General features: G+C 39.8%; 22 protein-coding genes and 1 pseudogene. 3 read left to right on the top strand and 20 right to left on the bottom strand.

The genetic code is table 11. The annotated features are described in order from the left end of the window. Positions 1-166 precede the first annotated feature (166 nt). From PSI06_RS18595 to PSI06_RS18520, 16 genes and pseudogenes are all read right to left on the bottom strand, one after another. Positions 167-454 (bottom strand): annotated as a pseudogene (locus PSI06_RS18595) (tyrosine-type recombinase/integrase); the annotation flags it as partial. Positions 455-591: 137 nt separating this feature from the next. Further along, on the bottom strand, positions 592-996 hold the full coding sequence (locus PSI06_RS18590) for a TetR family transcriptional regulator (RefSeq protein WP_165745027.1): 405 nt from the start codon (positions 994-996) through the stop codon (positions 592-594). Then, positions 989-2,794 (bottom strand): tyrosine-type recombinase/integrase, encoded by a 1,806-nt coding sequence (locus PSI06_RS18585; protein WP_273604588.1) that lies wholly within the window; start codon positions 2,792-2,794, stop codon positions 989-991. Before PSI06_RS18585 ends, PSI06_RS18590 begins: the two co-directional genes overlap by 8 nt. Continuing rightward, complete coding sequence (locus tag PSI06_RS18580) at positions 2,791-4,443, bottom strand: phage integrase SAM-like domain-containing protein (RefSeq protein WP_273605054.1); 1,653 nt, start codon at positions 4,441-4,443, stop codon at positions 2,791-2,793. The genes PSI06_RS18585 and PSI06_RS18580 overlap by 4 nt, the downstream gene beginning before the upstream one ends. A 7-nt stretch (positions 4,444-4,450) precedes the next feature. Further along, positions 4,451-5,416 carry a tyrosine-type recombinase/integrase gene (locus tag PSI06_RS18575; RefSeq protein WP_240452981.1) on the bottom strand — a complete coding sequence of 322 codons (966 nt, stop codon included), beginning with the start codon at positions 5,414-5,416 and terminating at the stop codon, positions 4,451-4,453. 418 nt (positions 5,417-5,834) lie between these two features. Continuing rightward, positions 5,835-6,131, bottom strand: a complete 297-nt coding sequence (locus tag PSI06_RS18570) for a hypothetical protein (protein WP_024592041.1) — start codon at positions 6,129-6,131, stop codon at positions 5,835-5,837. A 75-nt stretch (positions 6,132-6,206) separates the two neighbouring features. Continuing rightward, the gene (locus PSI06_RS18565; protein WP_024592042.1) at positions 6,207-6,494 is read right to left on the bottom strand and encodes a hypothetical protein; all 288 of its coding nucleotides are present in this window, start codon (positions 6,492-6,494) and stop codon (positions 6,207-6,209) included. A gap of 166 nt (positions 6,495-6,660) precedes the next feature. Next, the gene (locus tag PSI06_RS18560; protein WP_024592043.1) at positions 6,661-7,041 is read right to left on the bottom strand and encodes a hypothetical protein; all 381 of its coding nucleotides are present in this window, start codon (positions 7,039-7,041) and stop codon (positions 6,661-6,663) included. Positions 7,042-7,122: 81 nt separating this feature from the next. Further along, positions 7,123-7,557, bottom strand: a complete 435-nt coding sequence (locus PSI06_RS18555; RefSeq protein WP_063529658.1) for a hypothetical protein — start codon at positions 7,555-7,557, stop codon at positions 7,123-7,125. A 149-nt stretch (positions 7,558-7,706) separates the two neighbouring features. Then, positions 7,707-8,072, bottom strand: a complete 366-nt coding sequence (locus PSI06_RS18550) for a glyoxalase superfamily protein (RefSeq protein WP_024592045.1) — start codon at positions 8,070-8,072, stop codon at positions 7,707-7,709. Between the two features lie 338 nt (positions 8,073-8,410). Beyond that, on the bottom strand, positions 8,411-9,499 hold the full coding sequence (locus PSI06_RS18545) for an IS91 family transposase (RefSeq protein ID WP_273604590.1): 1,089 nt from the start codon (positions 9,497-9,499) through the stop codon (positions 8,411-8,413). Then, the gene (locus tag PSI06_RS18540) at positions 9,496-10,329 is read right to left on the bottom strand and encodes a tyrosine-type recombinase/integrase (RefSeq protein ID WP_063528612.1); all 834 of its coding nucleotides are present in this window, start codon (positions 10,327-10,329) and stop codon (positions 9,496-9,498) included. The genes PSI06_RS18545 and PSI06_RS18540 overlap by 4 nt, the downstream gene beginning before the upstream one ends. A gap of 609 nt (positions 10,330-10,938) precedes the next feature. After that, entirely contained in the window at positions 10,939-11,610 is a 672-nt protein-coding gene (locus PSI06_RS18535) for a PP2C family protein-serine/threonine phosphatase (RefSeq protein ID WP_121638720.1), read from the bottom strand. Positions 11,611-11,615: 5 nt separating this feature from the next. Then, the gene (locus tag PSI06_RS18530) at positions 11,616-12,323 is read right to left on the bottom strand and encodes a nucleotidyl transferase AbiEii/AbiGii toxin family protein (RefSeq protein ID WP_273604591.1); all 708 of its coding nucleotides are present in this window, start codon (positions 12,321-12,323) and stop codon (positions 11,616-11,618) included. Beyond that, the gene (locus PSI06_RS18525; protein ID WP_010554726.1) at positions 12,320-13,039 is read right to left on the bottom strand and encodes a hypothetical protein; all 720 of its coding nucleotides are present in this window, start codon (positions 13,037-13,039) and stop codon (positions 12,320-12,322) included. The genes PSI06_RS18530 and PSI06_RS18525 overlap by 4 nt, the downstream gene beginning before the upstream one ends. 249 nt (positions 13,040-13,288) lie before the next feature. Continuing rightward, positions 13,289-14,164: a hypothetical protein gene (locus PSI06_RS18520; protein WP_010554727.1), complete on the bottom strand. Its 876-nt coding sequence runs from the start codon at positions 14,162-14,164 to the stop codon at positions 13,289-13,291. Between the two features lie 399 nt (positions 14,165-14,563). Between PSI06_RS18520 and PSI06_RS18515 the strand changes: the two genes are divergently transcribed. The 3 genes from PSI06_RS18515 (at position 14,564) to PSI06_RS21520 (ending at position 16,741) form a co-directional block, all read left to right on the top strand. After that, positions 14,564-15,436 (top strand): DNA replication terminus site-binding protein, encoded by an 873-nt coding sequence (locus tag PSI06_RS18515; protein ID WP_010554728.1) that lies wholly within the window; start codon positions 14,564-14,566, stop codon positions 15,434-15,436. A gap of 778 nt (positions 15,437-16,214) precedes the next feature. Beyond that, positions 16,215-16,472 (top strand): helix-turn-helix domain-containing protein, encoded by a 258-nt coding sequence (locus PSI06_RS18510; RefSeq protein WP_010554729.1) that lies wholly within the window; start codon positions 16,215-16,217, stop codon positions 16,470-16,472. Then, a complete protein-coding gene (locus tag PSI06_RS21520; RefSeq protein ID WP_238142584.1) occupies positions 16,472-16,741 on the top strand; it encodes a HipA N-terminal domain-containing protein in 270 nt (89 codons plus the stop codon). Before PSI06_RS18510 ends, PSI06_RS21520 begins: the two co-directional genes overlap by 1 nt. Here the strand turns inward: PSI06_RS21520 and PSI06_RS18505 are convergent. The 4 genes from PSI06_RS18505 to mobH form a co-directional block, all read right to left on the bottom strand. Continuing rightward, positions 16,673-17,014 (bottom strand): hypothetical protein, encoded by a 342-nt coding sequence (locus PSI06_RS18505; protein WP_010554731.1) that lies wholly within the window; start codon positions 17,012-17,014, stop codon positions 16,673-16,675. The two genes, PSI06_RS21520 and PSI06_RS18505, sit on opposite strands and share 69 nt — an antisense overlap. Before the next feature lie 606 nt (positions 17,015-17,620). Then, a complete protein-coding gene (locus tag PSI06_RS18500) occupies positions 17,621-17,872 on the bottom strand; it encodes a hypothetical protein (protein WP_273604592.1) in 252 nt (83 codons plus the stop codon). Next, positions 17,872-18,294, bottom strand: a complete 423-nt coding sequence (locus PSI06_RS18495; protein ID WP_238142588.1) for a TraB/VirB10 family protein — start codon at positions 18,292-18,294, stop codon at positions 17,872-17,874. The genes PSI06_RS18500 and PSI06_RS18495 overlap by 1 nt, the downstream gene beginning before the upstream one ends. Positions 18,295-18,340: 46 nt before the next feature. Then, positions 18,341-20,488, bottom strand: coding sequence for a MobH family relaxase (gene mobH, locus PSI06_RS18490; protein ID WP_273604593.1), 2,148 nt, complete (start codon positions 20,486-20,488; stop codon positions 18,341-18,343). Between the last annotated feature and the right edge of the window lie 178 nt (positions 20,489-20,666).

Raw genomic sequence — 20,666 nt, 5'->3', positions numbered from 1 at the left:
AGTTTCGCTCGCGCGGAGAAAATTGCGATACTGAGAAAAAATCGATCGCAACCATCTTAAATGGTTTCAAACTAAGAACATACCCAAGACAATTTATTAAAAATTAGTTTTCACACAGTCTGGGCACGTGCCAGACTCTAACTTCGAGTCTGGCTTAGGTTCAAATTTAAGCATCGATCTGTTCTGATACTTCTAACGCATCATCAACTTCTATTCCCAAGTACCTGACAGTGCTCTCTAGTTTTCTATGGCCAAGTAGAAGCTGACAGGCTCTTAAATTTTTAGTTTTTTTGTAAATTAGTGATGGTTTGGTACGTCTCATTGAATGAGTGCCATATTGAGTCTTATCTAACCCAATTGAGGTGACCCAAGAGTCAACTATACGTCCATATTGACGGGTTGAAAGGTGTTCAGAGGAATGAATTCGTGACTTAAACAAGTAATCATAAGAATTGTTATAAATAGTTCGTTACATGTAACTATGGCTAACCTTCTGTTTTATATAACTTTGTTTGAGGTTACACTTTTGGATGTTTTTAACTATCTCAAAAGTAACCTTAATTTGAAATTATTAACATTAAATTCAGGCAGTTAGCTGTATATTAGTTGCGTTACATTGCTATTGTCCGCAAGAACATTGCTCAGAGCCATGTTTTTTCGTATTAACGTAGCATTTTGTGATTGAACTTTAGCGAGCATAGCTTTCAATTCTGCCACCTCAGACCGCAAGTCTCGATTGCGGTCTTTGTATTTATTAAGTTCAGTTTGTTTGGCATCACGTTGCTGTCGAATATCTTTGTTTACACCGCCTTTAATACGCTCTAATAGTTCAGGGCAATCACGGTGAATCAATGCTCGACTTACACCTGCTTCTTCGGCAACGGCAGCGACACTCATTTTGCGTTTATGAGAAACAGTATTTGGACGACCTTTTTCGATTCGAACAATGGCAAGTCGAACCGCTTTATGTGTCGCTTTTTCTTTCTGGTTAGACATTTATCACCTCGATATCCTTTCTCTCGTTAATCTCTTGCTTCATAGCTTCAACATCAATACCCAATGCCACTAGAACCTTTTCACAGCGTTCCATGCCTTTTTTTACCGCCGCTCTACCAGCTTCACCAATATCATCCAATTGCATCAGTTTCATTTGCTGCACTAGCATTCCCTCCCAATAAGGCAGGTGTCGCTTATCTACAATGCCGCTTTCACAGCTATCAGGCTTACCACACTTACACTCATCATCATTGGTGCACCACCCAATACCTGTTGAGCGAATTGGTATGGAGCTAGAGTATGCCTTTGCCATAGCACTAAGAGAGCCAAAAGATTTAATTAACTCTTTATCCTCACGGACTTTCATGATGTTTTGAGCTATGTCGCCACCAGTGATAGGCATGTCTAGTTCAAACCAATCTTGCTTAATTTCTTCTTCAACCAGATATTTCTCTCGAAGCATTTCTTCAAACAATTCAGCATCAAAAGCATCATTAAAGGCATACAAAGTGGTCATGGTAATTGACCAATGTTTAAAGTGGTCTTTTAATGCTCTCAAGTCACCTAATTCAGAGTGAACCGCATAATTAGCAAAGGTACGTCTGAATTGGTGCGCTGATAGGTTCCAATTACTCCCTATCTGTTCACATAAGTTTGGCAACCTAGCGTTAGTCATTGCCACCCCTGACAATAGGTAAATTGCGTTTCCTTTTCCCAGGTTTTTCGATAGGCAGATGTGGTTTGATATTTCCTCAAGTCGATGTGCTTCCACATGATCGTTGCTTGCTTTCGCTTTTAGTAAATCACACTCAAGTTGATCTTGAAGTGGAGCGCTCAAACGGCCAAGAATATCAATCGCTTCCGTGGCTATCCTTGGCGCAATCCACTCAGCTAACCCTGTATGTGTTTTCTCAGAGACAGTTTCGATGTGGTAGTAAGTGGTGTCACCTTTCGTTTCAGAGCGATACGCATCACGCTTAATGCCTAATATTTCATGGATACGCATACCCGTTGTGAGTAACAGCCAGAAGATACAGCTATCTCGCAGTAGCAATGTTTCTCTCTTTTTTGACGATTTCAGAATTTCATCAGCTTTATCTAGGTATGATTTAGTAAACTGGCACAGCGGAATTAGCACTTTATTTGGAATAATGGGGGTCTTACCTTTGGTAATGGCTTCCCGATACGCTTCACCAACATACCCTGCTTGCTCATTAGCGGTTGATTGAGGCCAAGGATGCTCTTTGACAAAATCAAACTCTTTGCAGTGGTAATAAAGGTCTTCTAGAATGCGGAATCTATCCACCTTGGTGACTGCTGTCAGTGGTTTAGTCTCGCCTTTTCGTTTTGAGTGCAGGGTATTTACATGCCTAACGTAGGCATTTGAGGTAAAAGCTGTCAGCCCATGTGTAACTGTAGTATCTGAACTTAAAACCCACTGAAAATAACTTTTCAACTTGTCCAATGTTTTCACAAGAGTATTAAGAGCTAACCCCTTTTTGAATTTGCTCCAGATTACCCACTTTGCCATGCGCTTCATTTGAGTATCATCAATCGTAGAAAAAGTAAGGTTTAATGCACTTGCTATAGTTGCTTTCGTACCTTTACTAGCAGGAAACACCCATACATCTTCCTCAAATCGAGATAGCGTTTGGTATTCACCATTGGCGAGTTTAATGTAGGTCACGATACCCGTTAGAGAGCCATCAATGACTTGCTCAAGCGCACTGGTGCTTGGCTTTGGACATTGCTGAATTGCAAACTCAGCTTGTGTGAGTATTAACTCAATTGAACTCATTGCGTCACCTTCAACATATCAAGGTTTTGCCAGTACGGATGTGGATTAGATCTTGCCCGTTCTTTTTCAGTCTCTACACGCTGTAGCTGGCCAAGCTTAGCAAATTCAGGGACAACTTCTTCATCTACGATTCTTAGAACATTTTTTAAATGACGCTTCCAGTCTTTACGACCAAACTCGTCACGGCTTCGAATAATCGCCCAATAAAAACTAAAGAGTTTATACAAATCATCACCTGTAATAACGAAGCTTTTACAGCGGAAGCAGCCTAAAAAGTCATTACAGAACGAGCCATTTTTCGGTGCTTTATCGCCATTCTTAGGGTCTTTACAATGCCCTACAGGGACACTTGGCTCTGCGCACGTTAGCTCTTTAACTCGTATCTCACCCATTAAGCCCAAGTTGCGCTTTGATTGCTCAGGAGCTTGCAGGTAGTGGTCAAGCGTTCCTGTCCCACTGTGTTTGGCTTGCCGCGCAGCAATTAACAAACTCTCACCACTCAGCTCATAAATACCATTGATGAACGTCTTGCGAAAACGGCTTACATTAAGTTTCATCGTTCGACCATCTTCATCTCTTAAGTCGTACTCTTTGATGAATTTTTTGATGTTATATCGAAGCAGCCTTTCTGCTAGAGAGGAGACCGTACCTCTCTCTGCACCTATGTGGGCAACTCTAGGCTCATAGACAAATAACAAGTCGGAATCGATAGACTTTCTCACTTGGCTATTACGCTCAATGATAGCCTCAATAAGATAAGCCACATCAAGCTTTATTCCTTGCACTACTTCAAGTTCCTGTGATTTTCGTAAATTGTGCAATTGCGTGGAGTTGCCTCTTTTTTTGAATACGGTTAAGAGCTTGCGGCAATCTTTAAGTGGGTGGTCGGTCAATGAGTCGGTAGTCATATTGAGAAGCGGAGATGTGTTGATGCCTGTCTGAATCGCCACAGTTAACAAACACAGTGTTAACTGATAACCTGTTAGTGGTTCGGTCTTTTGATAAATCGGCTTAATTGCTTGTTTTAGCGCAACCACCACCTGCCTTTTTTCATGGGGAGTCAGTGGTTTCTCGCCCTTTGCACGTTTACTTGAATTTGGAAATGGGCTCTTAGGAAAGAAATCACTGTTTAGGTTTATGTCATCAATGACTGACCAATAGCCCTTGTCCCTCATGTGTATCAGCATTGACTTGAGATGAGTGTAGTAACCTTTTAGGGTGTTATACCCTAACTCACAACCTCTAAGGTGCAGTAAATATTGCTCGATCAACTCTGGCGTAATGTCATCTTGTGTTAAGTCCTCACCCGCTGAATACCTAAATAATGTAAGGTATTCAGCGAAATGGAAAAAACCATTTTTAAAATAACCTTTTTGAGTTTCCTCGCTAAGAGCATCGGTATTTTTCAGCAGAGCTTTTGCGGTGTAGTACACTCGATTTGTAATGTCGTCATAACCTTTGCCATAGAAACGAGTAAAATTGACGTTAGAACCATTGCCACCTTTTGAACCGATATTCGGGTAATTCACTACAGGGTTGATTGGTCGGACTATTTCTCGATTTTGAGCAGTGTCAGTTGTTGACTCTACTGCCGATGTTTTCTTTAGCTTGTCTTTGTTAATAGACAGTTTTTTTCTTTGTCTCGCCATATTTCACCTACACAATCGCATCAATCTGTTGTTGATACTCAATCGACAAGTCATCGACCAAATCATTAACCAAATGTAAATATTTCATCGTGGTTGTGATACTTGAATGTCCAAGCCGAGCTTGTAGGTACATCAACGGTTCAAATTTACTGCTTTTATGCTCTAACATTCCTTTCAGCATGTGCGTTGCATAAGTATGCCTTAACATATGCGGTGATACGTGAAAGGGTAATTTAAGCGACTTGAGAGCCTTACCAAAAGCAGAACCTTGAGAAGCCCACCCTTGACCATCAGGCGTTAAAAACAAGCAATTTGACTCCACTTCCGACTCTTGTTGCTTCTGAAAACGAGCCTCATTGACATAACGCCACAAGTCCTCCATCAATCGTGTCGGGATGTGTATTTTGCGCTCTTTCTCACCTTTGGTTCGTGAAATATTGACCTCATAGTAAGCTCTGTTTCCAGTAGGCTTTCTTATTATATTCAAGGGAAACAGCAACAGTTCTTTTCGTCTAATTCCTGTCTGTAGACATAAGCGAACCATCAGCTTTAAGGTTGAATTTTCAATCGCAGATAAAAGATCTCGCACTTCAATTACCGATAAAAATTGAGCTTTTTTCTCAAAGGTTTTCATCATCAAATCAGAGCTGTATTTCTTACCACCATTTCTTTCTGTATGAGCTAAAAACTGCTGGCCTTTATTCACTGAAACGGATTCTAGAGAGTAAGGTAATGACTTAAACCACTTACCGACGCCATAAGAATAGAAACGCACTATCGTTCTTAAATGCTGATTGGTTGAATTTACCGACATGCCAAACTCACCAACACAAAGGTCACGATAAGCACTGACTAACATTTCATCTTCACTGCTTTCTGAAATGTCTCGCCAATCCAAACTGTTCTGCTCACAGAATGTCAGGAATTGAGCTAGGTGATTGCCATACGTCCACCAAGTGTTCTCACTATTCACTCGACCTCGTTTTAAGCACTCATATACCAAGAACTGCAACGCCTCTACACAAAGCATTCCTGATTCAATCCCTAGATCTGAATTATCAACTTCCCACGTTAAGAGGGGAAAGTTAGGGTACTTCACACTTTCAATTTCAAAGTCAGATGTGGATTTAATGCAAAGCATAATCGCCCTAATTCACTGTATATTAACACAGTATAATTGTACGCATTATGCTTTGCTACAAAAATAAACGATTTTTTATGTGGACATTGGTATGTAACACGTTTCTGGACAAAAACGAGTTAGAGCCGAAGGTCGGCTCTGTGCCATAAGTGGACAGTGCTAACGCTTTGCTAATTGGCTGCCGCAGCGCAGCGTAGGCAGTCCAGTGGAGGCCATGCTGTTTGTGGCCGGAACGAAATTAAGCAACTTGTTATGTTGAAACATGCTTGATAAGCCCCTTAGCTACGAAATAAAAAACAAAGCAGACAAATAACAGCCCAAGGAAACGAATTGCTTTTGGTGCGTCTTTCTTAATTTTCACCTGAACGGCGATGCCAAACTCATCACCGATGAGCCACAAAAATATCTTGTGTAAACTCCATAAAACCATAAATACGTAAACACTGAGGAGCCCATAAAATTCAACATCGGCTACCATCAACGTGATCGTAATGATTAATGCAGCTACTAATACCCCAAAACTGATTGTCTTAATACGAGCGATCAATATGCTGCTCCAACATAACGCCCCAATATGCCGACGAAAAGAGCGCAGCGAGTTGAGGTCGGAATAATTGGTTTGTTAGCTTTGTATATCAATTTCAACAACTTGAGCCTCTTTAAATATACTTTTAGCTTTTTCAAACACAGTATCTTTATTAGCTGGATGCACCGTAATATCGATTGCGTTATCCGATAATGTAAAAAGTGTAAGACAACCCGCTTTTTGGATTTTTGCTATATCCGACTTTTTTACCAATCGTCCTTTGGTGTTATAAAAACGAGAGTAAGAATTTGTTCTTACCTGCACGTTTGCACCTAGGTCGTTAAACGTTCTTTCTGCTTTGTCCAAAAAGTTGATGGGAATCATTGATTCCAACTTTATAACCAAAACAAAGAATAATACTGAGGCGATAACTAATATTAAAATGTCAATAAAGCCTCCGCAAAGCTAACGCCCGCCACACGGGCGAGCAACTTGTTGCGAGTCCAGCGCCGCAGGCGCGATGTGCTGGCGCTTGTTATGTGCGTACATGCTACAGAACATGAACATCGTTGATTGTTGCAGCATAATTGTTGTTCCCAATTGGTACAAACTCAAATTCAACAGTTAGGTCGGTTATCTCGCCATTGGCGGGTAAATAAAAGCCGAAGATCAATGAGCCTGAATCGGTTTCTAAAAACTCAGGGTAACAATTCGCTATATTTTCGTTTTGAAAACTCACAGGGGCATCGCTACCAAAGTAATCATGCACAGCGTCTTTGAGTTCAGATTCTGCCCATACAACACCATAGTTATTGTTTATATCAATGAGCTTTTCTGCGTCTTCAAATTGATTTGTGGCTAATAAGCTCAGCCAATGCTGACAATAACTTTTAAGTTGATTCTCTTTATCTTCACTGGTGATTGAGAGCATGAGATACCTTAGAGCACATAACGCCTGCAGTTGCGGCGGGTGCGGAGCGCAGCGTAGCACACGTCCGACAACCTGCACTTGTTAAGCATTTTGCGACTTACCAGCAATTACTCCGAATTCACCGAGTATTCTTTGCTCTAGAATTCTAGTTACTGCTTCAAATGATGAGTTCGTATCGATAGCTTCTCTTTGATCGACTAGTTCATATTCAAATGGCAACTCTATCGCCATTTTTGAGGCATAAAACTGACCTAGCTGAAGGCGCCAAGGATAAGATGTGTACTCTGGAGTATAAACATGAAACAAAATCACCTTTTCATAAGCTTGATACTGGCTTAAGAGCCAATATTTTCCAACATTTGTATCAGGGTGAGTTTGTTTTACCTCCACTTCCAAGGCTATAACAACATTCCCATCAGTTAGCAGCCCATCAGCACGAAATCCATTTGAAGGAAAGCCAGGGATTGCTTGAAAACCATTAGTGAACGACAACTTTTCGCTAGCAAACTGTTTCATCCAGTCTGCCAACCTCGATTCATATTTTAGCCACGGTGACTTCACTGGACATGGTTCCTCGTATGCTTAACGCCCAAATTTAGCGCGGAAAGCCGCGCAGCGGGTTGACGTCGCAGCCAGCGCTTTTTGCTGGCGATAAAATTTGATTGTTATGTGTCTGCTGATTCATTAAACAATATCCTGTTTGAAAACGGATCTGTTACGGTAAAACACCTTGCACCCCAAGGGGCATCTTCAATGCTTGGTTTGTTGTATTTGTAAGGCTTTGCAGTAACTTGTGCGAAAAGTTGATCAAGATTGCTTACATTAACGAAGACCTTGCTGCCCGGTGTGCAGTCACCAGAGTGTTCACTCAGATGTAAAACAAAATCGCCAAGCGAAACTTGCATGTAAATTGGGTAACCATCCTCAAAACGATGCTCCCAATCTAGTTCCATACCGAGAAAGCCAAGGTAAAACTCTTTTGCTTTATCTTCATCGAAAATCCGCATTATTGGGATCGTCTGAAACTCCATGCCATCTACTCCATTACACATAACATTTTAGTATTTATGCGACACGCTGTTTGTGTTGCATAATCGCTTGTTGGACTGAGCCGCTACCTGCTCGGTGTGTCAGAGTTGGTGTTGTTTATGCTATGGGAATTTGCTTTTTGGAGGCTCTCACTTTTCTAGCTGATTTAATCAGCTTAGCTAGTGTTATGTAAGCTTTCCCTGCATTGCTCAGCGCTTATTATGTATTCATTACACCTAAATTTGCCTTAATAAGCAATTATATTTTTTACACGTACAGAGGCCGCTAGCCTGAGCAGTTAAGCAGGTTAACTAATTGATTTTAAGCAGCTACCTAGCTGCTAACTCGTTCGCTCTACTTTGGTCCTTGTTTCATATAACTGGAATACGCCAATTAACCGCAAGATACCTGCCTTACAATGCTGGCAAGGCCAATGCGGTATCAGTGTTACGTTTTCTGTCTTTAGCTTCTCCACTTTACCTCTGTGTGATTCTTGTGACCTTATTAATGCTAACTTTCGCTTGCGACACGCATTAGCTAAAAAGCCATAGTGGCGAATGCGCATAAACCCTTTGGACAATACATGTTGTAAGTAGCGCCGTAAAAATTCATCACAACTCAGCGTCATGACTTTATCGCGGTTGTTATCTGCATAATCGCGGTATTTAAAGCTCACTGTTTCTTCAGTCGCTGACACTAATCGCGATTCTGACATCACGCCTTTTCGGGTATAACGAGCAAGGTAACTAACTAGCTTTTCACTGTACGTTAAACAGGCTTTGCTATACACGCACCATTTGGTTGGCGTGCTTACCTTCGCGAATGAACTATCGCATTCATTGAGCGCCGCCAGCATTTTCCCTCTGAACACTGTTGATAATGCTTTAACGGGGTATAAATAGCCTTTTTCTATTTCATGCCAGTGCGCTTTATCAAGCGCGCCTGCGGGTATCAAACAGTGTAAATGGATATGCTGACCTAAGTTTTGCCCCCACGTATGCAGTACACTTGTCATGCCTAACTGACCATGCCTCTTTCGTTTCGCAAATTTACTCAGCGTTTGCCATGCGGCTTTAAATAAACACTGGTACAACGCGCTTGGGTTATAGTGCGCAATGATATTCAACTCATGAGGGAGCGTAAAAACAAGGTGGAAATACCGACACGGTAATAAATCCTCTTGCTGCCTTTGCACCCACTTAGCAGTAGCCATGCCTTGGCAACGCGGACAATGACGGTCTCGACAACTACATCCAATCTTTTGTGACTCACCACAGTTATCACATTGCCATGCTTGATAACCGAGCTGACCCGTTCTGCATGATTGAAGGTGCTGACACACGCGCAGTTGTTGATAACTCACCGTATGATGTTGGCGATAACTCTCAAGGCTTGAGTTTAAAATATCAGCGAGGTGTAAGGCGTTCATTGTTTACTCCAGCTCGCAAGCAAATCAATGCCGCCATGACCTAACTCTGGTAACCAATGTAAGTAACTTTGTGTGGTTTTAATATCACTGTGGCCAAGCTGATGTTGCAGTTGATGAAGTGGCATACCTGATTCAAGTTGGTGTGTTGCATAAGCATGGCGTAAAGTATGTGGATTACAGTGCTTTAAGCCACACGCTTGTGCATGTTTTCTCAATGGCTTCCTGAAGGTTGATGCTGACATAGGTTTATCCATTAATAACCGTGAATAGAACATCCAACCTGTTGGGTGATACATTTTCCAATAACAACGTAATTGAGCCAGCACGCTATCTGATACAACCACATATCGTGATTTATCCCCTTTACCTTGTTCAATTAAAATAGTTTTACGCTGTCCATCGATATCTTGCACTTTAATGCGTAGCAGTTCATTAATACGTAAGCCACACCCATAGCACACCATAATCAATGTTTTTAAGCGCATATCGGTGCAACTTTCTATAAGCCGTCGCATGTCATCGCGCGATAAATACGTGGGTGCGCGAAGTTTTACTTTTGGCAGTACAATATCTAAGTTAAGTGGCCGATGTAAAATATTCTTAAACAAGAACCAAATACTGTTTATCTGTATTTTTTGGCTTGCTCTAGAAAGTTTACGAATCGCAGGATCGTTAAAAAAGGCGTTAAGTTCCTCATCAGTAATCGAATCGAGCGGTTTATTAAAATAATGACTGAGTTTTAGTAAATGTTCACAGTAGCTTTTACATGTACTTTGCGAATAACCACGATAGGCTATTTCAGTTTTGACTTGTTCAATGAGTGTATTCATGACTTACCTCCAAGTTATGGGATAACCCCAAGGTAAGTGTGGCTCAAATGATAAGAATAGGATCTCCGCGTAGCGGCTTAGTTCAACAATTTTATAGTGCGCTCACCGCGCATATTTATACCAGCGCTGTGCTCACTTTTCTATTTTATATAGTTTTAACAAATAACCTAAGGTATTACTATAACTATGTTTTCTAAAGTTTTTAGGTAAAGTTAAATAGAACAATATGCGCTCAGCGCTCATTTTCATGAATATATGCGCAAAGAGCAGTTTAACCAATCTATTAACGACGATGTTTAGCCAGTCTCAATGACCGGTTATCGCTCAAAGCCGTCCTATAAAGTAATTACTTTAACACGTTTGGGGCAAAAGCTTGTTAGAACAAAAGGCAGACTGCGACAAATAGCATCGAAAAGTTTCGAACTTATTGTCTTCCGACAATAACCTAGATCCACTGTTACCTTGGACGTTAGCTATACGCTTATAGTAAATTAGAGGAGCGCCTCAGTAAAAACATAACGGGCAGTTACACAAAATCCGTTACAGGCTCTTTCTGACGTTTTTTAATACCTCAGCCTAAAGCATTTAGCAAGCAACTTTCATTTGGCTTTATACAATCACTACACTAAAATTATCTTCAGATTGCAAAACTAATCTTTCAATTTCTTCTTGGATCAGCATAATCACGTTTGATACATCTGTGTTTAATAAATATTCAGATTCAGACCAAAACCCATCACTACAAAGAATCAAAACTTGATTATTAGCAGTCGCCATGGTTTGTACCGTGAGTGAATTACGGTTATTTGAGCCAATTTTCAACTTTGTAGAAATTAAGTGCCTAGATTTGTCATAAGTCTCTTTTGATATTACTCCCTTATTATAAAGTTTTAAGGCCGGCACATCATCCTGAGTTAGCCACTTAACACCTTTATCTGTCAGGCTTCCTATCCGACAATCTCCACAGTGAGCTAAAGTCATCTTTTCTTCAGAAACAACTGCTACACAGCAACAAAAAGATAGGTTGTCGTGCTCAGGTGACATTAAGTGGAGTGCTTCAAAAATGTTATCCCTTAACAACTGCTTAGGATTAACAATGTTAGTCCAATTCGATTTAGCTAAGTTTTCCGCGAAAACATTAACAGCTGCTAATGTTTTTTGATTATGATTAATACCATCACATACAAGGTAAACATTACCATTTGGAATACTCCATTCTTTTACTGTATCTGCATTAACTGGCTGCGCAGGGCCTTTCCCAGTACAAATTATATTTGTCATTCCATTTAAACCTTCCCTGATGCTAATTGATGGAACCGTTCTAAAACTATATCAATTCGTTCAGGCTCTTCAGCATTTAACGCATTTGCGAAAAGATATTCGAATTGACTATCTGCCATAAAATTTGACATATTTTGCTGAATATAGATGATTAATTCGGGCGGTCCCTGAAAAATATCATCTATTAAAGCATCTCTGCCATTAATTAGAATACATATATCTTCTGCATCCTTACTTTCTAAAATATCGATTTTGCGCCCAAAAAACGCTGCTAACTTAGTTGCTAATAAATACTTTGCTTTAACTATTTTAATTTGAATCCCATGTGGTAAATCATACATTACAGGATCCTCTTGGCCAGGCTTGAACCATACATTACTAAAACCAAGAATACTCTCATCATCTGGCATTACATCAACAAGGATACCATCACAAACAAATCGGCAAATAGGTGCGTCTTCATCATCTTCTGGAATATACTCTTTAAATCCAACGTCTCTTAATTTTTGACTCAATGAATAATAACCAGCTGTACTCGTAACAGAAACAATAAAATCTACATCTTTTGTACTTCTAATATCTATTGGTTGTGCATCATCAAGATGTAATGAAACGGTTGCACCACCAACAAAAGTAACCAATCCTAGTAGATTCTCACCTAGTGCATCAGCAACACTCATTAGCATTAATTCATGCTCTGTTGGAGTTCTCATATCTTTCCTTTGTTTAATTGTTCTAGAAAAGGAAGTGCTTGCTCCCTTTCCCTAGCTGTGCCTATTCTAAATATATCCACTAGAGCAAGCTGTTGGTATAGCCAACTATCAATCATTACTGCTTTTGTTACAGATTTATATAATGGGTCTATAGCGACCCCTTTAGCAGTTCCCCTAGCGCATGGCCAGACAGGGGGAGTTACGTTAGAGCTTGCAAATATTTCTTTAAAAACAGGTGCTGCGTATGATGTAGGTATCCCACGAACTATACGACCAGGCTCAGTGTAAAATGAAACTCCAGCACCATAACGAATAAAATTTACAAGTACTGTACGGTTTACTTTAATACTTTTAGAACCTAGCCGGAATAATAAACCCGCATCAATGCTTCGCTTAACAGCATTATTTGCTTCACTTAAAGATATGAAAAGATGTTGAGCTAACTTACGGTATGTCCATTGATTATCAAATTCATATTTAGATCCTTGTAAAAATTCATCAATAATTGATAGCTCTTTTAAATCAAAATCTTCTAATTCATTTGATACGACTAACTCCTCTTGCTTAATGTCATACTGACTAATTTTTTCTACATCATTACCGAGGTGCACCCATGCCTCACCTTGTAACTCTCTTGTTAGCGATAATGACTCATGGCTTGATTCCTCAAAACTAAGGACTTTAAGTACTACAAGTAAATCTTGATTTTTTAGCATAGCTCTCCTTATGGATGTTCGCTGTTCGCAAACAGAAAACAGATGTTTACCACTTCAACACTTAAATGGCAAGAGTTATCTTTAGCTAATTGTTTCATATCGCCGGTTATTGTTGTGAGTTCAGCCATTCTAAGCAGTCTATCTTTTTTTAATTTCTAACCCGCAGCTATCTGGTGCTTAAGTTTCAAACTTTACTGTTCACCTACAAGTGGGTTGAAAGCAGTGCAGCCGACTAACAATTGATAACTCTCATCTCACAGAATTATTTAACTTATAAGATCTATTGCTGGTGCTGAACAAGTACATCGTATTATTATGAACAACGTAGGGAGCTGGCACTGTGTACTTTATATCAGCACCCCAAACACCATACTCTTTCGGTACTATAGAGAAGCCAGCTGTAGCAACGGCAATACTGTCAAATCCCTCATAGCCATTTAGGATCGTCATAGTTACAACGTCTTTTACTTCACCGTTATAATTCACCTTACCATTAACCTCTATTTTTACAGCTGAAGCACATGAACCGTTAAAAACAGCGGGGTCATAATCGACAAAGTGAGGATGTGGTTCAGGTGAAGTATAGATGTAAAGTTTGCGCGTTTCGGCGTTGCACAATGCGCCACCTTTATAAAAATACATGAAGTTATTACTATCTCTGGCGTTGTCTGATCTGGCAATGCCAACGTACTCTGTACCAGCAATATTATTAAACGTTTCTTTTAAACCGCTTTCAACAAGATTAAGCGCAGAAGCATCAAGGTCTTGTTCGTTTAATTCACCCAAAAAAACAAGCATAGGTTTCCAGTTAAATGCTCTATCTGCTTGTGATTGCGCTCCCATGCTGCCTGCAAGGTCTATTAATCCATCTGAAAGAAATGCTAGAGCGTACTCGGCACCAACTAACGCATTATTCGATTTAAACTGAGCATTTTCAGGCAAATCAACATCAGATAGCCCAGCTGTTTTGCGGGTCATATTAGCTACATTTAATGCAAAGCTAGATTTATCATTAAACTGGTAAACGTCATTTGACTGCATTGTTATCACAGGCGGCTGAGTTGACATGCAAGCAGTTAAGGTTAGCGCCGAAATCGTTAAAGCTGTGTTTTTTAAAAAATGCATATTTTATATTCCGTATATTTTATTTGAGTAATATTATCATGAACAATAAATTGTTATGCTGCTTTAAACTTTGAAAAGTCACATAATGGCTAACGAGCAAAAAACAATGAGCGACCCTTTCAAGGAAGGGCTCAGCTAGACCATCATGCATTTAAGGGTTTCTAATAACCCCCCCTTAACCCCGAGCTTCTTCTCAGCCAACCTCATTGCCTTTTCTATTTTATCTCTCTTTTTCTCTCTCTTTCTCATTCTAATCTCAGGGCGAGGCCAGCCAAAGTAGTGCCACAAAAGTTAATATTAAAAGAATTACATGGTTAACTTCCATTATATTGCATGATGGTCTAGTCTTAACCTATTAACTGTAATTTGTTCTATCACTACAAATATCGAGTGCATGCCATGCCTTTTATCGCTGATCGGTTTGATGAGTTAAAAAACAATATCCATTCTCTCAATACAATTCTCACACATACGCAGCCATTAGCCGCTCTTGCCTACCCACTACCCTGCACCTCAAAGGGAATGGAAAGTGAACCGGTTAAATATATTGCAGCAGAAGAACATACCGGACATAAGGCTGGTGAACTCGCGGCATCCTGCTACCAAGACCTTTACATACAACCAGGCTATTCACAAAAATCAGCGCGGCGCACTGTCGGCGTTATTTGGCTCTCCCCTGCCCAAAACCCAACAAGCATTACTATCCCTGAGCTGGTGGATAAAATAAACGCGGCAAAAACGGATATCGAAAACCATATCATTCAAACGTATGAAACAAGGCAAGACCGGTTTGAAGCGCTTCGCGCAGAGTGCCCTGGTATTATGACTATGCACCTATATAGGCATATTCGATGTTATTCAGAGCAAAACATTCAATCAATTCGGTTCGCCTGGCAAAGAAAAGACTCGCTATCAAAGCCGGTTAAAAAAGACCTTTTACTTAAAATTGAAGAGGAGTTTGATAGAACGGGACCAGAATACCGCGTACCTCTTGAGCAATTGATCAATAAAATTAAGCAAACTCCTGGGGAGCTGCTTAGGATACGCCGGCAGGTTCGCGTACAACCGGCAGCAAATATACGTTTTGATGCTGGAATAAAAACAGTAACAGCACCAATGCCTATAATCATAATTCAAAGTAATGATCTTAAGCTTAAAGCTTTAACTGATTTTGATGCTAGATCACAAAGAAAAATACGCTCTGATAAAGTGGCATCAGAAGTTATCGGCTCCTTTGGTGGGCTAACTATTGAGGTTTTTTCAGCTCGGTAGTGCGCAGCTTTAATAAGTATAAATGACTGTCCAGCCGCGATTAATACTTTTATCACAGATATTAATGGCGGCATTTAGGTCCCGTTCTATATCCGTAGTGCCACAAGATAGGCAATACAACTTGCGAACTGACAATGATATTTAACAAAAATTAATCGTGCTTTCACTAGGTTAGCGCGCCTTTACTTTCCTAGATAGCTGGCGCTATTTATGCCTGAGGTTTTTCTCAGCGTCCTTTAAAAACCGTAGAGGCTGTCTTTCTGCCATTAGATTCTATGGCTAAGTGAGAAGACCAAGGTTAACACTCGAGTTCACTCTATCACTTTAAAAAATGCTAAGTACATGAAGTTGCTAAAGGTATTATAATCTATGTAGTACATGATAACGCATACGTTACCCCTAAAGCATAGAGTTACAAAGCGTGACCGATATGAGCATTAAATTGGTTAGTATCATTAAGCCTAAGCTGAATTCAATAAAGAGTCTAAATTAAAGCCTGTAATATAAATTTGATTTATTCAGGTTGAATAATTTCAAAATAAAACCTTAAGTAAATGAAATTAAGGGATTTAAATCAAAACTCTTTTTGAGGAAGTTTTGCAGACATTTACTCATAAACCTCTAGTTACCAAATAAATATAGACTCAGAGTTAACTGAATCACCACATTAGCCATATGGCTAACACAATGGTTTTTTAGCTTGCTGTTAGCTATATAGATAACAGCTGGCATTTTAGGTTACAATGTCAGATGCATAATAAATCCTATTGGTAATTGTATGGCTAACAGAGTCGAAATTGGGAAGAAAGTCAGCGTAAGTAGAAAGGCTTTAGGCTATACACAGCAAAGGCTTTCAGTAATATCCGGCATTAATAAAACAACAATTTCAGAAATTGAAAATGGCCGATTTAATGGTTCTTTCGATATTTTTGATCGCTTGCTCGATGCTGTTGATTTACAGTTTGATGTTTCTCAAAAAAAGTATTCGCTACCTGATTGGGATGAAATTGAAAATATATTCTCAGAGGATGAATAATGAGTACAAATCCAAACTTACCCAGTAAAGTTAAAAATACTACCGTGTGCACTAACAATACAGAGCTTGGTATATTAACTCATGGCTCAACTCATCATTACCAGCCGACACAAGAAAAGCAGCACATATCGTTAACAATGACAAAAAAAGGTATAGACGGTTACTCTTCAGGTTCTCTGCATCCTATCTTTTCACAGAACTTACCAGAGGGCTTTAGCTTTAATGGACATTTTAATTTCAAACAGGGAGTCGGAATAGGGTTTGTATGAAGCACAGTAAACTAACGCCTTCATCGTTTCGCGAAGGGTTTGCTCTCTTTCTATTCGCATACGGTTAGTTCGCGCCGCTAGTGCGATGGTACTGAAACCAAGATTGACCATGCCACCAGCGTATCGCGCTTTGTTTAAGAACGTATTAAGTTTGAAATCATGCATTTCAATACGAGCAATAAGCAGCTTAGCAATTGGATTTTTAGCTTTAAAATCGAAATGCGGAGTCAAATGCCTATGCACAGAGCGACCTGTTATTACAGTGTCGCTCATGGTCTGATGCTACGATCAGATAGAGTAATTTTCATAAAAAAACACTTATAACTTAAATTTTAGCCAAAAAAGCCCTTGACCTTATTTTTATGTAGTATAAGCTTGTCCTTAGATTAAGTGGGACTTACCAGTTGGCGCTGGTTGCTTACAACATTACATAAAGATAAAACCTTCCTAGAACCGACTTTAATGTCGGTTTTTGTTTTTCTATTGCTTAGCAATGTTATTTTATTGTTATTTCTTCGTTATGCTTTGCCTTCTTTAAATGTTAATTTTCCAATTACTGCGCACTTTTTTAAGTTAATTTGTACCTTTTTCCAATCAGTAGCCTAAATGTTTGGAATGCGTACTATATCTCTTAAGGGTTAGGCCGAGTATCCAACACTACTCTCCGTTGGGTATTTGGCCTTTTTAAAACCTACCTTTGCAGTGCTTCCAACTCCTTTATCATTTTTTCCGTTTCCACCGTGGCTTGCTTAATTATTTCTTCTTGAAACGCTACTATATCTATACCCTTATCTATTGCCATCGCGTTTATATCGCTTACGCGTAGATCTTTGAATTGCTTGTTTGTAGGGGCTGTTATTGTTTGCTTGCTATCAATAATTAATACCCCTCATCCTCCATCATTTTTATCAATAGCGCGAAGGCCTCCATTGACTCGCCTTGTGAATTTCCGTCACGCATAAACGTATCAATTAATCGCTTGCCATCTAAGGCGATCACTTGAGATGATTTTTTGCTTACTTGTTTCTGCAGCTGCGCTATTTGTTTTGTCTGTTGGTAAGTTTTAACGCTTACCAACAGTAAAGTAGCAACGCTGGTGGCTAAAATGAGTTTTGTTATGTAACCGGCCATTATTTTAGGTCCTTAATATCGTCTTGGTTTAATTGTAAGGTCATCCCCTTTTGAACTAAGAAATCCACTTCGATACCTGCTGGGATCTCGATAACTGGCCACATAGCCTCAGCAATTGCTAAGTAATATGACGCTACACGCTCCATTGCGCTACTTGCCCCTTCCATTATGCCTGCGCCAGCGTACTGGTTTAGGTTTTGGCTTTGCCATACTGTAGATGCAGAAAGCTCAGTATTAATCGAAGGTACTTGCTGCGGGGCAGCTGCACTTGCAAAACCAGATAAAAAGCCTGCTTTGATAGAGTTACCTATCGCTTTGCCACTACGCTCGATTACAGTGCCACGTATACCGGTTAAACCATCTGAACTAGACACAGCATATGCAGTTAATGATTTTTCAATGGCTTGGCCATCATTCGTAATACATGAAATTGCTTCTGCACGGATTTCAACACGTTCGCTTGCTAAGTTACCAATACCGGCTCCTGTTTATTTTAACGTCATGTTTATAGTTCACTTTCATTGCTTGGATAATCTTGCTTATTCGTACCCCCTTGATAAATGATGGGTTAGAATCGCTATCTAGCGCCACGTTTTTTAATATAATATCTATATATTCTTGCCCACCTGTAACTTTGATTTTATTAGCTAACAGGATTTCACCGAGACTCCCTTTGATACTTGTAGTCGTATATTCAAACTCTGTTGAATCACTTGAAGGCAAACTAGAACCCGCTTTACCGGCCGTAACTTTTTTCTTAACTGTTTTACTCTTTGCTTTTGTAGATTTGGTGCTAACGGCTTTACTATTTGCTGTGTCGCCCTTCACAGCACCAGTTAACGACGACTGACCTAAAGGTGTTAATTCAAAGCAAACTAAAGACTCTAATTTTCGACGCCTAACAAGTGTTGCAAGGGAAGAGCTACCTAACTTTTGGCGTATAAAACCTTTACTTAATAGATCTTCCCCAGCTTCGATTTGATTGGTGTTATGGATTTCAACGTATTTTTTTACGTCTACGTACCATTTATTATCTATATGCAAAACATAGTTGCTTGATATAGGTTTTTCTTTTTTCACAGCTGGTGGTGTTGCCTTTTCAGTTTTCGCTGGTTCAGCTTGTTTCGCTGGTTCAGCTTGCTCAGCTTGTTTCGCTGGTTCAGCTTGCTCAATAGAAGTGTCGGTGCTGTTCTCAAATACAATTGGTGTTACATTCGCTTTTTCTGGTTTTTTAGGCTTTGGCAATTTTTTCTTTTTAGCCGTGCCTTTGTTTTGCTTACCGCTATCCATTTCATCTTTAGGTGTGATGTGCTTTTCTTTCATATTTTCTACATCAGCTTCACCAGCCACAGCCTGTTTAGTTGTGTTAATGTAAACTTTGTCATGTAACTCGGTGGTTTCTTCAATTTCAGTCTCTTTTTCTTCGTTAAGTGCTGTCGTGTCAAAGCTGAGTTCCGTAAAGCTTCCATCTTCTTTTGTAATGAAGTATTTTTTTGAGGTACTTAGGTAAAGTAAGCCTTCCAAATTTGGGTGTACTGGATCAGAATCATATATCCACTCGCGATACACCACCTTGATTAATTCAATCCAACTAATGCTGATTTTTTCGTCAATGATGTTGATAACATCTTGTTCAGTGAACTTACCTATAGCAAATAGTGCAAAGCGATTTTCTTTATCGAATGGCTCTACTATGCGGAAATCTTCCATCATTCCTAATAGTGATTTTGTATCAGTTGGTAGAGCATCGAACTGGTTAGCGCGTGCAGCTTTGAGAATTCCATCAAACGCAGATTGCCAACGTATGAAAACACAATCTCCAATTACAAAAGCATGGCTTTTTTCTCCGTTAAAATTCCATTTGCTTTTAAGGCTTCGCATCGTATCGACAATGGACATCATTCTGGATTTTTTTAGAGTACCAAAAGCCGACGTTGCCATCGTTTTTACATCTTTTGCAGTGGAAACCGAATCACCAAATCTAATCGCAGTAGCTAGGTATCCATTTATGTGTGCATATCCATTTAGGGCAGACGTTAGATTGCTGTACAAGTCATCAGGTGAGTCCATAATAAACTCTAAGCCCTCTCCCTTTAATATGTGTGGTAGCAGGGTAGCGCCAGAAGAAACGTGCTCCTTGTGCACGCGGGAGGCCCTAAAATGAACAAAATACCGCTCTACTTTATTACGGGTAGCCCATTCTATTAAAGTTTCAATTTGCGGTATCCAAGGTTTAATTGGTTTATCCCAACTCGCGATAGGCACACTTTGATTATTTTTGTCGTCATAAATTGTATACGCACTGACCTGCATATCTGTCAGAATTTTACCGGTATCATGTAAAAGTGCACCAACCCACGCGGCATACATGTAACGCACGCGGCGTTGTGCATCTAAATCTACTTTGCCAACTGTCGGAGGCAATTGGTTGTCAGCTTTACGTAAAGCGATTAAAGCGGCATCTAGCGAGTGGCGAAATAATCCGCCTGGCTGCGAATGATGATGGTATTCAGATGCAGGTAACATGTGAACATATTCTGCTAGCTTGCGAATCACATTCAAATATCGCGCTTCAAAAAGATTAACTCCATCCTCAGTAGTTCTATGTAAACCAATGTCTACATGTTGCTCAAGCGCGATAATTTGGTCCTTATAACGTTTTAAAATGGGGTTCTAGGGATTTTCCCCTCTAAAGTAACATAGAATGCTACAGGCTTTGTATTATATAGCCTCCAGCTGTGGGTTACTTTCGTTTCCAAGCTTAATCATCCACGATTGGCTTCGTAATTTCACT

It is taken from the genome of Pseudoalteromonas sp. GABNS16E, from assembly GCF_028598715.1.
Lineage (GTDB): Bacteria > Pseudomonadota > Gammaproteobacteria > Enterobacterales > Alteromonadaceae > Pseudoalteromonas > Pseudoalteromonas atlantica.
The sequence above is the reverse complement of the archived record's forward strand: the minus strand, read 5'-3'. Positions and strand labels throughout refer to the sequence as shown.

Excerpts from the sequence above, each read along its gene's own strand:
- PSI06_RS18590 (WP_165745027.1), bottom strand. The coding sequence starts at position 996 with ATGTCTAACCAGAAAGAAAAAGCGACACATAAAGCGGTTCGACTTGCC.
- PSI06_RS18585 (WP_273604588.1), bottom strand. The coding sequence starts at position 2,794 with ATGAGTTCAATTGAGTTAATACTCACACAAGCTGAGTTTGCAATTCAG.
- PSI06_RS18580 (WP_273605054.1), bottom strand. The coding sequence starts at position 4,443 with ATGGCGAGACAAAGAAAAAAACTGTCTATTAACAAAGACAAGCTAAAG.
- PSI06_RS18565 (WP_024592042.1), bottom strand. The coding sequence starts at position 6,494 with ATGATTCCCATCAACTTTTTGGACAAAGCAGAAAGAACGTTTAACGAC.
- PSI06_RS18560 (WP_024592043.1), bottom strand. The coding sequence starts at position 7,041 with ATGCTCTCAATCACCAGTGAAGATAAAGAGAATCAACTTAAAAGTTAT.
- PSI06_RS18555 (WP_063529658.1), bottom strand. The coding sequence starts at position 7,557 with ATGAAACAGTTTGCTAGCGAAAAGTTGTCGTTCACTAATGGTTTTCAA.
- PSI06_RS18550 (WP_024592045.1), bottom strand. The coding sequence starts at position 8,072 with ATGGAGTTTCAGACGATCCCAATAATGCGGATTTTCGATGAAGATAAA.
- PSI06_RS18545 (WP_273604590.1), bottom strand. The coding sequence starts at position 9,499 with ATGAACGCCTTACACCTCGCTGATATTTTAAACTCAAGCCTTGAGAGT.
- PSI06_RS18540 (WP_063528612.1), bottom strand. The coding sequence starts at position 10,329 with ATGAATACACTCATTGAACAAGTCAAAACTGAAATAGCCTATCGTGGT.
- PSI06_RS18535 (WP_121638720.1), bottom strand. The coding sequence starts at position 11,610 with ATGACAAATATAATTTGTACTGGGAAAGGCCCTGCGCAGCCAGTTAAT.
- PSI06_RS18530 (WP_273604591.1), bottom strand. The coding sequence starts at position 12,323 with ATGAGAACTCCAACAGAGCATGAATTAATGCTAATGAGTGTTGCTGAT.
- PSI06_RS18525 (WP_010554726.1), bottom strand. The coding sequence starts at position 13,039 with ATGCTAAAAAATCAAGATTTACTTGTAGTACTTAAAGTCCTTAGTTTT.
- PSI06_RS18520 (WP_010554727.1), bottom strand. The coding sequence starts at position 14,164 with ATGCATTTTTTAAAAAACACAGCTTTAACGATTTCGGCGCTAACCTTA.
- PSI06_RS18515 (WP_010554728.1), top strand. The coding sequence starts at position 14,564 with ATGCCTTTTATCGCTGATCGGTTTGATGAGTTAAAAAACAATATCCAT.
- PSI06_RS18510 (WP_010554729.1), top strand. The coding sequence starts at position 16,215 with ATGGCTAACAGAGTCGAAATTGGGAAGAAAGTCAGCGTAAGTAGAAAG.
- PSI06_RS21520 (WP_238142584.1), top strand. The coding sequence starts at position 16,472 with ATGAGTACAAATCCAAACTTACCCAGTAAAGTTAAAAATACTACCGTG.
- PSI06_RS18505 (WP_010554731.1), bottom strand. The coding sequence starts at position 17,014 with ATGAGCGACACTGTAATAACAGGTCGCTCTGTGCATAGGCATTTGACT.
- PSI06_RS18500 (WP_273604592.1), bottom strand. The coding sequence starts at position 17,872 with ATGGCCGGTTACATAACAAAACTCATTTTAGCCACCAGCGTTGCTACT.